Below are 15,748 nucleotides of genomic sequence, written 5' to 3'. Positions count from 1 at the left end.
GGACTCGTCGGCCTGGCGCCGCCCGCCGCGGCGCGGCCGGAACCGGCCCGGCAGCGCGGCGGGCCTGTGGTCCGCCCGCCCCGCCCGCTGACGCGCCCGCACCATCCGGCGCGTCAGGCGCCCAGCGCCGCCTCGACCGCCGCGACGAGCTCCGGCGACTCCGGGTCGGTGGCCGGACGGAAGCGGGTGACCTCACCGCGCGGGGAGATCAGGAACTTCTCGAAGTTCCACTGCACGTCCCCCGCCGCGCCGTCCGCGTCGGCCACCTGGGTCAGCTCCGCGTACAGCGGGTGCCGGTCCGGGCCGTTGACGTCGATCTTCTCCAGCAGCGGGAACGTCACGCCGTACGTGGCCGAGCAGAAGGTGGCGATCTCCTCGGACGAGCCCGGCTCCTGCCCGCCGAACTGGTTGCACGGCACGCCCAGCACCGTGAACCCGCGGTCGGCGAACTGCTTGTGCAGCCGCTCCAGCCCCGCGTACTGCGGGGTCAGACCGCACTGGGAGGCGACGTTGACCACCAGCACCGTCCTGTCCCGGTGGGCGGCCAGGCTCGTCGCCTCACCGGACAGGGTGCGCAGCGGGATGTCGTACAGGCTCATGTGGACTCCTCATCGGGGGTAACGGGACACGATGCCGACAGGCTCGATGAAAACACGCGCTCCGGCGGCACCGCGCCCCGATCCGGCCGATCCGTCAGACCCAGTCGGCGATGCGGAACACGCCCAGCATGTCGTTGGCCCGCGGGTCCGTGCCGCTGTACGGGTAGAACGACGCCTCGACACCCACCCAGCCGCGGAAGGTGCCCGCATCGTCGATGATCTGGAGCATCGGCTTCACGTGCGAGTTGCCCGTGTAGCAGGTCCGGTTCTGCTCCATCGCCAGGCACGTGCACCAGTGCCACAGCGTGTCGCGCCGGTCGGTGCTGGAGAGCTTCTGCAGGTAGTACTGGAGCGACGAGACGTTCGCGGTCGTGCCGCCGCCGTACGTCGGGCAGCCGCCGGTCGCCTGGCAGGCCCGCGCGGACGTCGGCTGCAGCATCGTCAGGCACCAGCTGGTGCGGTCGCAGGTCCTGAACGACGTGTGCTGGAACACGCCGCCGGCGGACGAGACCTGGTCGTGGGTCCAGGTCTGGCCCTGCAGGGTGAGCGGGTCGGGGTGCGCCTGCACGGAGGACATCGCCCGCCGGGTGCTCAGCGCGGCGTTGCTGCCGTAGCCGTAGCCGGTCGTGGCCTTGGTGGAGTACAGGAACGACAGCCGGGCCAGCCCCGGCGAGGTCTCCACCACCCACTTCTCGGTCCACGCCGTCGTCGTGTTCCAGGAGATCCACAGCACCGGCTTGGCCACGCCGCCGACCGTCTCGGTCCGCATCTCGAACGTGCCGGTGCGCAGGTCCTTCGGATCGGCGGTGAAGCCGCCCGCCGTCTGGATCTCGCAGGCGCGCACCACCGTGGCGCTCGTGGAGAGGGATGTCGTGGAGCAGGAGTCGCCGGGCACGGTCCCGGTGCCGACACGGGCCTGCGGCCTGGCGTGCTCCCACAGGTGCATGCGGGCGGAGACGGTGCCGTTCGCGGAGTCGAAGGCGTACGTGCCCAGACGCAGCCAGTTGGTGCGGGCGCCCGCGGTGAGGTTGCCGGTGGCGACAACGAAGTTGGCCTTGTCGCCCGGCAGCGCGGAGCCCGCCTGCGCCGGGACCGCGGACGCCAGGACAGCGAGGAGCGCGAGGCAGAGTATTCGGAGTGTTCTCGGCATGACCTTTCCGACCATGGGAGGGACGTGTACGGGGGCAGGGCACCGGATGCCGCCCGAGCGGCTCTCCGAGCCGCTGTGGATCCCGCTGGGCCGGTGGGACACGCACCAGGACCCGGAAACGAGCGAGGGCCACGCAACCGGTGAACGACCTGCAAGATCAAATATCGCGGCATCGTAGCAGGGCCGCGCCATGTCTGACGGTCCATCAAGAACGCTGCCGGGCAGGGGCCTTCATCAGGCGGCACTGACCGCACGCGGTGGTGCAACAGGGGCTCTCACGAGGCCGAGCGGGTGATCCGGGGCCCCGGACGTGATGGCGGACTGCCCCCTCGTGCCCGGCGTGCGAGGCGGACGCGCATCGCCCGTATCCACGGCACTCGCACTACCGTCATACGCGTATTACGATGCCTTCGTGGCGAAGACGCGGATCAGCATCAGCTTGGAGCAGGACCAGGCCGAACGCATCAAGCAGCACGCGGAACGCGCGGGCATGGACGTCTCGGCGTACCTGGTGCATGCCGCAACGCGCCAGATGGCCGAGAGCGATGCCATAGAGGAACAGTTCGCCGAGGTGGACGCACTCATCGCCCGGGCCGAGCGGGCAGCGGACGGGCTGCCCGCCGAACCCGCCCGGGAACCGGCCGCGGAACTGACGGAGCAGGAACGCCTCGAAGTCGAGGAGGCCCTGGGACTCGTCCACGGCCAGGACCGGCAGGGCCGCCGTCCGGGGCATGCCGCGTGAGCGCACGGGTGCCGGTCTACGACACCGGCATGCTCATCGCGCTCGCCGACCGCAAGGCGAAGGCGGTGGCTCTCCACGAGGGGCTGCGCACGGTTCCCCACCGGGCGCTGGTGCTCGGACCGGTCCTCGCCCAGGTGTGGCGCCCGCAGCCGGCGCTGGTGCACGCCCTGTCCGGCGTCCTGAAGGACTGCACCGTCCCTCAGGCCCGTACGTCCGAGCCGCCCATGCGGGAGACGAAGGCCGGCCGTCCCAAGTGCCTGGCCTGCGCGACGGGCCCGGACCTCGCGGACTGTCGGCGCATCGGCACCGCCCTGGGCCGGGCGGCCCTGCCCGCGAAGAAGCGGCCGGACGCGGTGGATGCCTGGGTGGCTCTGGCAGCCGCCCGGCACGGCAGCGCGGTGATCTTCACCACCGACCCTGCGGACATCCACGCCTACCTCGCGGTCCTCGCACCGACGGACGTTCATGTGGTCGCCGTCTGACGTGCTGGAGTCCCGCTCCGCCCCCGCCCAGACGGTCTGCAGCTCGCGGACGACCTGGTGGAGGCTCAGGCCGGCGCCGTGTCTTCTGTGGCACGGGCCAGTCGCCGCCGGGCACAGCACATGCGCGACACCTGATGCGGGCCTTCGTCACAGGTGCTACGAGGTCCAGCCGCCGTACGGCACGGTGATGAGTTCCATGGCGTGGCCCGCCGGGGACACGCGATGTCGCCGTAGATCATGGTCACTGTTGTCCACGCAGTGAGTCGGCCGTAGTCGACCAGGCTGCGGCTTGACGACCCGGCGGTGGCAGCCCAGTCGGCTCCGATGGTGTCGGTGTGGTTTCCGGTCGCGGCCGCCGGCCCGGCCTCGCGCCTGGCGTCGTCCGGCCTCGTCCGTACGGCCTCCGGCGCCCGCGCCGTCGGCCTTCGGCCGCCCGCTGCCCTTCCACCGCGCCGCGCCGCGCCCGCGGGGTACGTTGCGTCAGCGTACGAGCACATTCCGTGGACGTTACGACGGTTCATGCGCCGCGCTGGGTGTCATGCGGTGGGGACTGGCGATCAGCGCGTGTACGGAACCGGAGGTGGCCGCGGATGACCGGCGGCGGTGTGGTGGACGACGAGGACGTGCCGGGCGGTGGGGCGGAGCGTGAGCCCGATCCCTCGGACAGCCTGCGGACGTTCGGTGCGGTCGTGCAGGCACTGCGCGAGCACGCGGGTCACAGCAGAGCCGAGTTCGCGAACCTGGTCAGCTTCTCCAGGCACACGGTGGAGTCGGTGGAGTCGGGGCGTCGGATGCCCGACGTGGCGTTGGTCGAGCGCTCCGAGGTGGCACTGGGCAACACGGGCGCGCTGCGGAGGTCGTCGCAGTACGTGACACGGGGGCGCGGAGACGTGGGACTCGCGGCCTGGTTCCGTCAGTGGGCTCGGCTGGAGCGGGTGGCGGTGGGCCTGTGCACGTACGAGTGCCGGCTGGTTCCGGGGTTGTTGCAGTCGCAAGGTTATGCGCGGGCGGTGTTCGAGGGCACCGTTCCGGTGGCACCGTGTGCGTACGTGACTCCAAGAACGTGTCGCGGCCTCACATCTCCGTCAGCCGCGAGGAGTGGTCGCGATTCGTCGGGTCCGTGACAGAGGCGTGACGTTCCCTTCGAAGATGAGCGGTGGCCGAGGGCGGCCCTGATCAGGTCGGCACGGCCGGTCACGGTGGCGCCGGGACCGGGCGCGCCCTCAGCGGTCGGCGAAGGCGCGGGTCAGCCCAGCCTGCGGAACAGGCCTTCCTGCACCACCGAGACCAGCAGCCGGCCCTCCCGGTCGTAGATGCGGCCGCGCGCCAGGCCGCGGCCACCGGTCGCGATGGGCGACTCCTGGTCGTACAGGAACCATTCGTCCGTCCGGAACGGCCGGTGGAACCACATCGCGTGGTCCAGCGACGCCATGTCGAACCCCCGCGGCCCCCACAGCGGTTCGATGGGGATGCGGACCGCGTCCAGCAGGGTCATGTCGGAGGCGTACGTCAGCGCGCACGTGTGCACCAGGGGGTCGTCGCCCAGCGGGCCCACCGCCCGCATCCACACCGCGCTGCGCGGATCGGCGCCCTCGACCTCTTCCGCCGTCCACCGCAGCCGGTCGACGTACCGGATGTCGAACGGCATGCGCCGCGCCATCCGCTCCATCGCCTCCGGCAGCGCGCCCAGGTGCTCGCGCACCTCGTCCGCCACCGACGGCAGCGACTCCGGCGGCGGGAACTCCAGCCGCGGCGGCAGCTGGTGCTCGAAGCCCGCCTCCTCCGGCTGGTGGAAGGAGGCGGTCAGATTGAAGATCGTCTTCCCCTGCTGGATCGCGGTGACCCGGCGCGTGGTGAACGACCGCCCGTCCCGCACCCGCTCGACCTGGTACACGATCGGCAGCCCCGGGATGCCGGGCCGCAGGAAGTACGCGTGCAGCGAGTGCACCGGCCGGTCGCCGTCCGTGGTGCGGCCGGCCGCGACCAGGGCCTGGCCGGCGACCTGCCCGCCGAAGACCCGTTGCAGGGACTCCTGCGGGCTCGCGCCGCGGAAGATGTTCACCTCGATCTGCTCGAGGTCGAGCAGATCGACGAGTCGCTCGGCGGGGTTGGTCATCCACGGATCCTTTCAGAGCTGGCCGACGTCGGTGACGCGGACGACCGCGCGGCCCTCCTCGTCCGAGGCCGCCAGGTCCACCTCCGCGCTGATGCCCCAGTCATGGTCGCCGTTCGGGTCGGCGAAGGTCTGCCGGACGCGCCACAGCCCGTGGGCCGCGTCCTCCTCGATGGACAGCAGCTTCGGCCCGCGCGCGTCCGGGCCGGTGCCGAGGTCGTCGTACTCCTCCCAGTACGCGTCCATCGCCTCCGCCCACCGCTCCTCGTCCCAGCCGGACTCCGCGTCCATCTCGCCGAGCTCCCGCAGCTGGTCCAGCGCGGCCAGCTCCACCCGGCGGAACATCGCGTTGCGCACGAGCACCCGGAACGCGCGGGCGTTGGCCGTGACCGGCTTGACCTGGTCGGCCTTCTCCTGGGCCTCCTCGGCGGTCTCGACCTCCGGATTGGCCAGCTGCTCCCACTCGTCCAGCAGCGAGGAGTCCACCTGCCGCACCATCTCGCCCAGCCAGGCGATCAGGTCCTCCAGGTCCTCGGTCTTCAGGTCGTCGGGGATGGTGTGGTCCAGCGCCTTGTACGCGGACGCCAGGTAGCGCAGCACGATGCCCTCGGTCCGCGCCAGCTCGTAGAACGAGGTGAACTCCGTGAAGGACAGCGCCCGCTCGTACATGTCGCGGATGACGGACTTCGGCGAGACCGGGTGGTCACCGACCCACGGGTGCGACTTCTTGTACGTGTTGTACGCGTGCCACAACAGTTCCTCGAGGGGCTTCGGGTACGAGATGTCCTGGAGCCGCTCCATCCGCTCCTCGTACTCGACGCCGTCGGCCTTCATCGCGCCGACCGCCTCGCCGCGCGCCTTGTTCTGCTGGGCGGCGAGGATCTGGCGCGGGTCGTCCAGCGTCGACTCCACCACCGACACCATGTCCAGGGCGTACGACGGCGACTCGGGGTCGAGCAGGTCGAACGCCGCCAGCGCGAAGGTCGACAGCGGCTGGTTGAGCGCGAAGTCCTGCTGGAGGTCGACCGTGAGCCGGATCGTGCGGCCCTCGGCGTCGGGCCGTTCGAGCTGCTCGACCACGCCGCCGTCCAGCAGCGAACGGTAGATCGCGATGGCGCGGCGGATGTGCCGCAGCTGGTTCTTGCGCGGCTCGTGGTTGTCCTCCAGCAGCCGGCGCATCGCCTCGAAGGCGTCGCCCGGCCGGGCGATCACCGACAGCAGCATGGTGTGCGTGACGCGGAAGCGGGAGGTGAGCGGCTCCGGCTCGGAGGCGATCAGCTTCTCGAAGGTGTTCTCCGTCCAGCCGACGAACCCCTCCGGCGCCTTCTTGCGGACCACCTTGCGCCGCTTCTTCGGATCGTCGCCCGCCTTGGCGAGTGCCTTCTCGTTCTCGATGACGTGCTCTGGGGCCTGCGCCACCACGAAACCGGCGGTGTCGAAGCCCGCGCGGCCGGCCCGGCCCGCGATCTGGTGGAACTCCCGGGCGCGCAGCGTGCGCACCCGGCTGCCGTCATACTTGGTCAGCGCGGTGAACAGCACCGTGCGGATCGGGACGTTGACCCCGACGCCCAGGGTGTCCGTGCCGCAGATGACCTTCAGCAGGCCCGCCTGCGCCAGCTTCTCGACCAGGCGCCGGTACTTGGGCAGCATGCCGGCGTGGTGCACGCCGATGCCGTGCCGCACGTACCGGGAGAGGTTCTTGCCGAACTTGGTGGTGAACCGGAAGTTGCCGATCAGCTCGGCGATCCTGTCCTTCTCCTCGCGCGAGCACATGTTGATGCTCATCAGCGACTGCGCCCGCTCCACCGCCTGCGCCTGGGTGAAGTGGACGATGTAGACCGGCGCCTGCTTGGTCTCCAGCAGCTCGGTCAGCGTCTCCGTGATGGGCGTCAGCCGGTACTCGTACGACAGCGGCACCGGCCGCGTCGCCGAGCGGACCACGGAGGTGGGCCGCCCGGTGCGGCGGGTGAGGTCCTTCTCGAACATCGAGACGTCGCCGAGCGTCGCCGACATCAGGACGAACTGCGCCTGCGGCAGTTCGAGCAGCGGGATCTGCCAGGCCCAGCCGCGGTCCGGCTCGGCGTAGAAGTGGAACTCGTCCATCACGACCTGGCCGATGTCGGCGTCCTTGCCGTCCCGCAGCGCGATCGACGCCAGCACCTCGGCGGTGCAGCAGATCACGGGCGCGTCGGCGTTCACGGACGCGTCGCCGGTCAGCATGCCGACGTTCTCGGTGCCGAAGAGCTTGCACAGGTCGAAGAACTTCTCCGACACCAGCGCCTTGATCGGCGCGGTGTAGAAGGTCACCTGGTCGTTGGCGAGCGCCGTGAAGTGCGCACCCGCCGCCACCAGGCTCTTTCCGGAGCCGGTCGGGGTGGAGAGGATCACGTTCGCCCCGGAGACCACCTCGATCAGTGCCTCCTCCTGGGCCGGGTAGAGCGTGATCCCCCGGCCCTCCGCCCATGACGAGAAGGCCTCGAAGAGGGCATCGGGGTCGGCGTCCGGCGGCAGCTGATCGATAAGGGTCACGCCCCCATCTTGCCTGGCCCGGCCCCATGAGCGGGAACCGGCCGTCCACGGGAAGATCACCGAGCGATAGGCTGTCCCGTCAACTCGGCCGCGCGGCACGGAAAACCCGGCACGACGCGGTACAGGAAACAACGGGGCGGGGCACAGCATCATGATGGGACCGGCGCACTCACTCTCCGGCGCTGCCGCATGGCTGGGCGTGGGGGCCGCCACCGCGGCCGCGGGCCGTCCGATGCCCTGGCCGGTGCTCGTCGTCGGCGCCCTGATCTGCGCGGGAGCGGCGCTCGCCCCGGACCTCGACCACAAGTCGGCGACGATTTCGCGCGCCTTCGGGCCGATATCGCGCGGGCTGTGCGAGATCGTCGACAAGCTGTCGTACGCCGTCTACAAGGCCACCAAGACCCCGGCCGACGCCCGCAGGAGCGGCGGGCACCGCACCCTGACACACACCTGGGTGTGGGCGGTCCTGTGCGGGGCGGGCGCGTCGGGGCTGGCCATCTGGGGCGGCCGGTGGGCGGTCCTGGCGATCCTCTTCATCCACCTGGTGCTGGCCGTCGAGGGCCTGCTGTGGCGCGCCGCCCGGGTGTCCAGCGACGTCCTGGTGTGGCTGCTGGGCGCCACCAGCGCCTGGATCCTCGCGGGCATCCTGGACCAGCCGGGCAACGGAGCGGGCTGGCTGTTCACCGCGCCCGGGCAGGAGTACCTGTGGCTCGGGCTGCCGATCGTGCTGGGCGCGCTCGTCCACGACATCGGGGACGCCCTGACCGTCTCCGGCTGCCCGATCCTGTGGCCGATCCCGGTCGGCCGCAAGCGCTGGTACCCGGTCGGCCCGCCGGCCGTGCTCCGCTTCCGGGCGGGCAGCTGGGTGGAGCTGAAGGTGCTGATGCCGGCCTTCATGATCCTGGGCGGCGTGGGCGGGGCCGCCGCCCTCAACGTGATCTAGGCACCGGGTCCCGGACCGGGCGCGACGGCACAGGGGAGAACGGGGACACCGGGACACCAGGGCCCGAGGGCGCGCGGACGGGGGACACCGGCACACCAGTCGCCCGGGGCGCACGCGGACCGGGGACACGGAAGAAGGGAACGCAGCATGACCGCACAGGGGCCGGACGTCGACCGGGAACTGGTCGCCGCCGCCACCGAACTCGCCCGCACGCGCTGCCACGGCGAACAGCACACGATGGCCGCCGCGGCCCGCGCCCGGGACGGCCGCATCGTCACCGGGCTCAACGCCTACCACTTCACCGGAGGGCCCTGCGCCGAGCTGGTCGTCATCGGCACGGCCGCCGCCCAGGGTGCCTACGACCTGACGACCGTCGTCGCCGTGGGCGACGGAGGCCGCGGCGTGGTGCCGCCGTGCGGGCGCTGCCGCCAGGTGCTGCTCGACTACTTCCCTGCGCTGGGCGTGATCGTGGGGACGGGGGACCGCCTGCGGACCGTCGCCATCACCGACCTCCTCCCCGAGAGCTACATCTGGGCGGACCATCGGAACGCCGGCCACGGCACCGGCTGAACCGGATCTCCCTCAGGCGCCTGCGCCGCGCGCCGCCGCGGTCAGTTCCTCCAGGGTGCGCACCAGGTCGTTGGGGGTCGGCGCGGCGAGCATCTCCTGGCGCAGTCGCGCGGCGCCGGACCGGTAGGACGGGTCCTCCAGCAGCCGGGTCAGCCCCGCGCGCAGCGTCTCGGCCGTCACCTCCGACGCGTGCAGGTACGCGCCGCCGCCCTGCGCGTCGAGCAGGGTGGCCTTGGTCCACAGGTCCGAGAAGCGGACCGGGAGCAGGAACTGCGGCACCCCGTGCAGCAGGGCCGCCGACCAGCCGCCGAAGCCGCCGTGGTGGAGGAGGGCGGAGCAGCTCGGCACGAGCGTGTGCAGCGGCACGAAGTCGACGACCCGGGTGTTGCTCGGGATGCGCAGCACCGCGTCGGTCTCCCGGGCGGGCAGCGCGGCGACGAACTCGATGTCGAGGCCGTCCACGGCGTCCAGGATCTCCTGCACCGGCATGTACGAAGCGCCGATGACGGCGGCCGAGGAGTGCCCCGGGGTGAAGAAGACCCGGGGCCGGGCGGGGCGCTCCCGCACCCAGCCGGGTTCGACCGAGGGGCCGTTGTACGGCGCGTAGCGCATCGGGACGCGGTGGACGTCCAGCGCCAGCTGCAGGCTCCCGGGGGTCTGGTCGACGGTCCACTGACCGGTCGTGACCTCCTCCGCGAAGTCGCTGCCGTGCCGGGCGAGGTGTCCGGTGAGCCAGTCGGCGAGCGGATCCTCGCGCCGTTCCGGCGGCTGCTGCTCCTTCAGGCCGAGGAAGACGCCGCGCATCGCCGCGTAGATGTCCACGGACCACAACAGGCGGGCGTGGGCGGCGCCCACCACCCGGGCCGCCACCGGCGCCGCGTAGGTGAGCGGCGTCCAGATCACCAGGTCCGGCTGCCACGCGCGGGCCAGCTCCACCAGGTCGTCGACCATGCCGTCGTTGTACACGCGGTACATGTGCTCGACGCCCACGCGGTACTTGGTCAGGACGCTGTCCCAGGTCTCCCGCTCCGCGCTCGGCTCGGACCAGTCCGTGACCTCGTTCTCCAGCAGCGTGTGCAGGGTGCGGTACAGGGCCCGTGCCTCGGTGCGGTCGTCGCGCTTGCGGGCGTCGTAGATCCGCGCGACCAGGTCCTGGTGCGCGGCGAACCCGTCGTGCATCCGGTGATCGGTGCCGACGGGCGCCGCGGTCAGGCCGGTGCGGGTGATGGCGTCGGTGAGCGCCGGACTGCTCGCCACCCGCACCTCGTGGCCCGCCGTGGTCAGCGCCCACGCCAGCGGGACCATGCTGTACATGTGCGTCTTCTCGGAAATCGTGGCGAACAGCACGCGCATCGGTGATGTTCCCTTTCTCGTGAGTGCGACCCGCGCGCCGGTGCCGGGGCGGTGGCGCCCCGGCCGGGCCCCGGTCAGCGGCTGCGCTGCGTGACCAGGTCCACCAGGGACCGCAGACCGTGGGCGGCGTGTGCGTCGGGGGCGGCCTCGGTCAGCCGGTCCAGGGCCGCGGACTGCCGCCGGGCCGCCTCGTCGACGGCCCAGCGGCGGCCGCCGGCCTCCTCGACCAGGGCGGTCGCCCGCACCACGTCGGCGGCCTCCATCGGGCGTTCGTCGCCGTACAGCTCGGCCAGCCGCCGGCCGGCGGGCGTCCCGCTGCCGAGTGCCGCGACGACCGGCAGGGACTTCTTGCGCCGGCGCAGATCCGCTCCGACCGGCTTTCCGGTGGCACGGGTGTCGCCCCAGATGCCGAGCAGGTCGTCCACGATCTGGAACGCCAGGCCCAGATGATGGCCGAAGCCCCGCAGTGCCTCGACCTGCCGGGCGGAGCCCCCGGCGGCGATGGCACCGAGGCCGCACGCGCCGGCGAAGAGCGCCGCGGTCTTGCCCGCCGCCATGGTCATCGACTCGTCGAGCCCCACGTCCGCGCGTTGCTCGAAGGCGAGGTCGGAGCTCTGGCCGGCGACCAGCTCCAGCAGCGCGCGGCACAGCTCCTGCGCGGCCGCGCAGTGGTGGGCGGGAGGCGGGGCGGACGCCAGCTCCTGCACCGCCAGCACCAGCATCGCGTCTCCGGCCAGCACCGCCTGGGCGCTACCGAACACGGTCCAGGCCGTGGCCCGGCCCCGCCGGGTGGCGTCCTGGTCCATGACGTCGTCGTGGAGCACCGAGAAGTTGTGCACCAGCTCCACCGCGGCGGCCGCCGGGAGCGCCGCCCCGGCGTCGCCGCCCACGGCCCGGGCACCGCCCAGGACCAGTGCGCCGCGCAGCCCCTTGCCCCACCCCGCGTCGGCCGGCCGGCCGTCCGCGTCGCACCATCCGAAGTGGTAGCGGGCGACGGTACGGGCCGGCTCACCGAGCCGGTCGAGGGCCGTGCGGATCCGTGGACCGGTCAGCTCGCCGGCCCGCCGCAGCACCTCCCAGGCGTCCGACGTGTCCGTGGTGGTGACGGTCGTGGTCATCGGTCGGCCACCACCAGGTCGGGCTCCAGGTAGGCCGCGGGCTGCGGTACGGGCGCTCCGGCATCCGCCCGGTACCGCTTGGTGCGGCTCGACCAGTCGAGGTTGCCGCGGATCCAGGTCCTCATGCCGGAGACGTACGGGACGAGCACTGCGGAGTGCTCCGGATGGCAGTGCAACAGCCGCTCCTCCAGGCTCAGGTACCGGCGGGTCTCCGCGGACGTGGCCTCGCAGACGTGGTCCATCGCCTGCTGTGCGTCCAGCCCGCGGTGGTGCTGCACGACGTGCACCAGGTTGTGCACCTCACCGAGAGAACGTTCCTTCTCGAGTGAGTAGATGTCGTTGGTCCAGCAGACCACATTGCACGCCGCATCCAGCGCCTCCCGGAACGCGTCGCTGTCGTACAGTCCCACCGGCACGTCGAGTCGCTCCACGACGTCGATGAGGTCCATGCAGACGTAGATCGCCCCGGTGTGGCGCCGGTTCTCGATGTAGTCGTCCTCCTCGGGCACGATGCCGCGCACCCGGTTGCCCGCCTCCCACACCGCCGCGGCGGTGAGGCAGTCCTCCAGATGCCGCACGAAGCGGTGCCGCCACGCCGCGGGCATCCCGGGCGCGGTGCGCCGCCACAGGTCCGCGAGGGACGAGACCGCCGTCGGCAGGCCGGTCCGGCGCGCCGCGGCCTCACCGTGGTCCGCGCTCTCCAGGACGGCGCGCATCCCGGCGACCACCTGGCCCGCGTGCTCCGGGTTCCGGCCGAACGCGCCGTCGTCGAGCTGGTCGTCGACCAGGAACAGCCAGGCGAACCAGTCCGCCATCAGCGCGATGCCCTCCTCGTCGGCCGTCGGGTAGACCACCGAGGCGAACCAGCCGAAGTCGGCGTGCTCGAAACGCCGCCTGGCCGACTCCCGCTGGATGAGACCCACCGTCCCCACCCAGTGGCTCAGGTGCCGGCGGGCCTCCTCGGCGTGCGGGTTCACCCGGTGCGGCAGGGGGCAGTGGAGCTCGCGTATGCGCGTCCTCGCGGGGGTGCCCGTTCGCTCGGCGGTCATCGGCGCTCCTCCAGTCGCAGGTGGATCCCGCCTTTGGGGTGCAGGGTGATCAGGGCCTCGGGCACCACTTCGGTGGTGGCGTCCGGCAGGGTCAGCCGGTAGCGGCGGGCCACCGTGGCCAGGACGAGGATCAGCTCGGTCAGGGCGAAGTGCTTGCCGATGCAGATCCGGTGGCCGGCACCGAAGGGCGTGTAGACGTGCTTGGGGCGGGCGGCGATCGCCTCGGGCGTGAACCGCTCCGGCACGAAGCGCTCCGGCTCCTCCCAGAAGTCCGGGTGCCGGTGCAGGAAGTAACTGTTGACCAGGATGTTGGTGTGGGCCGGCACCCGGTACCCGCCGACGGTGTCCTCCTCGCGCGCCCGGCGCATGAACTGGTAGGCGGGGGAGTAGATCCGCAGCGTCTCGTCGATGACCATCCGGGTGTACGGCAGCGCGGGGAGGTCCTCGAACGACGGGACGGACCGCCCGCCCAGGGCGGCGTCCACCTCGGCGTGCAGCTTCGCCTCCACCTCCGGGTGCCGCGCGAGCAGGTAGAAGGCCCACGACAGGGTGTTGGTGGTGGTTTCGTAGGCGCCGATGCAGATGTTCAGCACCTCGTGGTGCAGCTGCTCCAGGTCCATCCCCTTGCCGTCCTCCTCGTCCACCGAGTGGAGCAGCAGGGTGAGCAGGTCGGCGTCCTCGCCCGCGGGGGTGTCCTCGGCCAGCCTCGCCCGGATGAAGGTCGAGACGAAGGTGTCCATCTCGTCGATCGCCCGGTGCAGCTTGCGGCTGCGGGGGGTGGGGACGTTCAGTGGCGGGAACGGGAAGCGGAAGAAGGCGCCCAGGATGGCATTGGCGGTGCCGAACGCCCGCTCGAACGCCTGCGCCGTGGCGCCCACTTCGGCGCTGAACAGCGACCGGTTGACGATGCGCAGCGCGAGCTGGCCGATCTCGTCGGTGACGTCCAGGACGTCACCCGGCCGCCGCTCCCAGCGCTGGAGCATCAGAGCCGTCTCGTCGGTCATGTTGCGGGCGAAGTTGCCGACCGTCCGGGGGGTGAAGTGCGGAGCCATCATCCGCCGCTGCCGGCGCCACAGCTCCATGTCGGCGTTGGCGATCAGGCCCTGCCGAAGGACCGGCCGCACCACGCGGAAGAGCACGGCGTCCTTGTCGTAGCTCTCCCCCTTCTCGACGAGGATGTGCCGGATGTGGTCCGGGTGGTTGACCATCACGATGGGGATGCCCAGCGGCCGGAAGCGGAAGATGTCGCCGTACCGCTCCAGTCCCGCCCCGAGGAAGTGCAGCGGGTCGTTGCGGAAGGCGAGCGTCCCGCCCAGTCCGTCCCTGCGGCGGATCGTCGGGATCTCTCGGGTGCCGGTCGGCCGGCCCACGGTGGGCGCGGTCGGGCGTGAGGACATCGGTTCCCCGTTCATCGATGTGGTCTGGGGGCCAGGGCCGGGCGGTGCCGGACGGCGGGTCGTGGGACGCTGCCGCGCGGGCGCGGCCGGTCACCGGGGGGTGAGGTGGAGCCGGATCCCGCCCTTGGGGTGCAGGGTGACGAGGGGCGCGAAACCGACGGGCGGCTGGCCCGCGGGCACCGACACGGTGAAGAGCTGCGCGAGCATCGCGGTGACGAGGTGGATCTCGGTGAGCGCGAAGTACTTGCCGATGCAGAAGCGGGGGCCGCTGCCGAACGGCTGGTACACGTTGCGGGGCCGCCGCGCCGAGTTCTCCGGGGTGAACCTCTCGGGGTCGAAGCGCTCCGGGTCGGGCCAGAAACCCGGGTGGCGGTGATAGGTGAGGAAGTTCAGGTAGACGCTCGACCCGCGGGGCACGCGGTATCCGCCGATCTCGTCGTCGCGCAGTGCCCGGCGCATCGTCTGCCAGGCGGGCGTGTGCAGCCGCAGGGTCTCGTCGATGACCATGCGGGTGTAGGGCATCCTCGCCAGGGACTCCAGCGTCGGTACCCGTCCCTCCAGGACCCGGTCGACCTCCTCCTGCACCCGGTGCTGGACCTCCGGGTGCCGGGCCAGCCGGTAGAACACCCACGCGATGGAATGGCTCGACGTCTCGTACCCGGAGACGATCGTGGAGAGGATCTCGCCGAGCAGCTCCTCCTGGGTGAACACGCCGCCGTCCGGGCCGTGCGTCCCGTTCAGCAGCGCCGCGAACAGGTCGCGCCGTTCCTGCGGGTCCGCCTGCCGGGCCCGGATCAGCCGGTCGACGAAGTCGTCCATCTCCTGGATGAGCGCCCGCAGCCGCGGGCGGCGCCCCAGCGGCGGGAAGGGCATCCGGAAGAAGTTGCCGACGATGGTGTTGAGCTCCAGGAAGTTCCGCTCGAACGCCCGGACGTCGGCTCCCGCCTCCACACCGAACAGCGAGCGCAGCACGATCTTCAGCGTCAGGTCGCCGATGTCGCCGGAGACGTCCACCACCGCCCCGGGATCGCGCCGGTCCGCCCACTTGCGCAGCAGGCCGCCGGTCAGCTCGGTCATCCCGGGCGTGAAGTCGACGATGCTGCCGCGGTTGAACGAGGGCTGCATCATGCGGCGCCGCACACGCCAGCGCTCCCCGCCCGGATTGGACACCAGTCCGCCGCGGAAGACGGTCTGCACCGCGCGGTAGAGGAAATTGTCCTTGTCGTAATGGGCGTGCGCGTCCACCAGCACGTGCTGGAAGTAGTCCGGGTGATTGATCAGCACCATCGGGAGCCCGCCCAGCCGCATCCGGACGATGTCCCCCTGGGCGGCCGCATACTGGATGAAACCCAATTGGTCACGGCGGGCGGCGAGAATTCCCGAGACGTTGTCGCGGAAACCCAGGGACGGTATCGGGGAATTACCCGATACGCCCTCGCTGCGCGTCGGCGCGGTCATTCGGTACCCCCCGTGCATACTGGCCGGCCTGGTCGCCCGACAGCCTGTCAGCCCGCACATTCGGGTGTCGACAGAAGGGCGGCCGGTATGTCAGGTGGGCCACCGGAAAAACGTCCCGACCTCCCGGGCGGCGGCGATCCGGGCATTTCGCCGCCGCCTGCTCCGGGGCTTTCGGGAAGGCGCCGACCGGGCCGGGACGTACGGCGGACGAACGCCCGGCCCGTGCCGGGAAACGAGGCCCGTGC

At 71.7% G+C, this 15,748-nt stretch carries 14 protein-coding genes and 1 pseudogene; 6 read left to right on the top strand and 9 right to left on the bottom strand.

The window, feature by feature from the left end; genetic code table 11:
- Positions 1-113: 113 nt before the first annotated feature.
- Complete coding sequence (locus IH00_RS0108495) at positions 114-599, bottom strand: glutathione peroxidase (protein WP_031071260.1); 486 nt, start codon at positions 597-599, stop codon at positions 114-116.
- A gap of 94 nt (positions 600-693) precedes the next feature.
- A complete protein-coding gene (locus tag IH00_RS0108490) occupies positions 694-1,749 on the bottom strand; it encodes a hypothetical protein (protein ID WP_158827749.1) in 1,056 nt (351 codons plus the stop codon).
- 412 nt (positions 1,750-2,161) lie between these two features.
- Here IH00_RS0108490 and IH00_RS0108485 point away from each other — a divergent pair, with 412 nt between their 5' ends.
- The 4 genes and pseudogenes from IH00_RS0108485 (at position 2,162) to IH00_RS40000 (ending at position 4,108) form a co-directional block, all read left to right on the top strand.
- On the top strand, positions 2,162-2,491 hold the full coding sequence (locus IH00_RS0108485; RefSeq protein WP_031071257.1) for a plasmid mobilization protein: 330 nt from the start codon (positions 2,162-2,164) through the stop codon (positions 2,489-2,491).
- On the top strand, positions 2,488-2,973 hold the full coding sequence (locus IH00_RS0108480) for a PIN domain-containing protein (protein WP_031071255.1): 486 nt from the start codon (positions 2,488-2,490) through the stop codon (positions 2,971-2,973). The genes IH00_RS0108485 and IH00_RS0108480 overlap by 4 nt, the downstream gene beginning before the upstream one ends.
- Before the next feature lie 590 nt (positions 2,974-3,563).
- Positions 3,564-4,007: pseudogene (locus IH00_RS0108475) on the top strand (Scr1 family TA system antitoxin-like transcriptional regulator); the annotation flags it as partial.
- Positions 3,923-4,108, top strand: a complete 186-nt coding sequence (locus tag IH00_RS40000; protein ID WP_078887650.1) for a DUF397 domain-containing protein — start codon at positions 3,923-3,925, stop codon at positions 4,106-4,108. The pseudogene IH00_RS0108475 and the gene IH00_RS40000, both read left to right, overlap by 85 nt.
- Positions 4,109-4,219: 111 nt before the next feature.
- On the opposite strand, the gene IH00_RS0108470 is transcribed toward IH00_RS40000, so the two are convergent.
- On the bottom strand, positions 4,220-5,089 hold the full coding sequence (locus IH00_RS0108470; protein WP_031071251.1) for an acyl-CoA thioesterase: 870 nt from the start codon (positions 5,087-5,089) through the stop codon (positions 4,220-4,222).
- 12 nt (positions 5,090-5,101) lie between these two features.
- A complete protein-coding gene (locus IH00_RS0108465) occupies positions 5,102-7,615 on the bottom strand; it encodes a DEAD/DEAH box helicase (protein ID WP_031071249.1) in 2,514 nt (837 codons plus the stop codon).
- Positions 7,616-7,766: 151 nt separating this feature from the next.
- Here IH00_RS0108465 and IH00_RS0108460 point away from each other — a divergent pair, with 151 nt between their 5' ends.
- Both IH00_RS0108460 and IH00_RS0108455 read left to right on the top strand, forming a co-directional pair.
- Complete coding sequence (locus IH00_RS0108460) at positions 7,767-8,558, top strand: metal-dependent hydrolase (RefSeq protein ID WP_031071247.1); 792 nt, start codon at positions 7,767-7,769, stop codon at positions 8,556-8,558.
- A gap of 147 nt (positions 8,559-8,705) precedes the next feature.
- Positions 8,706-9,128 (top strand): cytidine deaminase family protein, encoded by a 423-nt coding sequence (locus IH00_RS0108455; protein ID WP_031071245.1) that lies wholly within the window; start codon positions 8,706-8,708, stop codon positions 9,126-9,128.
- 12 nt (positions 9,129-9,140) lie between these two features.
- Here the strand turns inward: IH00_RS0108455 and IH00_RS0108450 are convergent, their stop codons facing one another.
- From IH00_RS0108450 to IH00_RS0108430, 5 genes are all read right to left on the bottom strand, one after another.
- On the bottom strand, positions 9,141-10,481 hold the full coding sequence (locus tag IH00_RS0108450) for an activator-dependent family glycosyltransferase (protein ID WP_031071244.1): 1,341 nt from the start codon (positions 10,479-10,481) through the stop codon (positions 9,141-9,143).
- Between the two features lie 74 nt (positions 10,482-10,555).
- The gene (locus IH00_RS0108445) at positions 10,556-11,599 is read right to left on the bottom strand and encodes a polyprenyl synthetase family protein (RefSeq protein WP_031071242.1); all 1,044 of its coding nucleotides are present in this window, start codon (positions 11,597-11,599) and stop codon (positions 10,556-10,558) included.
- Complete coding sequence (locus IH00_RS0108440; RefSeq protein ID WP_031071240.1) at positions 11,596-12,648, bottom strand: terpene synthase family protein; 1,053 nt, start codon at positions 12,646-12,648, stop codon at positions 11,596-11,598. The genes IH00_RS0108445 and IH00_RS0108440 overlap by 4 nt, the downstream gene beginning before the upstream one ends.
- A complete protein-coding gene (locus IH00_RS0108435) occupies positions 12,645-14,045 on the bottom strand; it encodes a cytochrome P450 (protein ID WP_052411270.1) in 1,401 nt (466 codons plus the stop codon). The genes IH00_RS0108440 and IH00_RS0108435 overlap by 4 nt, the downstream gene beginning before the upstream one ends.
- Before the next feature lie 90 nt (positions 14,046-14,135).
- Complete coding sequence (locus IH00_RS0108430; protein WP_158827747.1) at positions 14,136-15,503, bottom strand: cytochrome P450; 1,368 nt, start codon at positions 15,501-15,503, stop codon at positions 14,136-14,138.
- Positions 15,504-15,748: the final 245 nt, after the last annotated feature.

Origin of the sequence: Streptomyces sp. NRRL S-118 (assembly GCF_000716335.1) — a bacterium.
In the GTDB taxonomy this organism is placed as follows: Bacteria; Actinomycetota; Actinomycetes; order Streptomycetales; family Streptomycetaceae; genus Streptomyces.
This window is presented reverse-complemented; position numbering and strand designations above follow the sequence as displayed.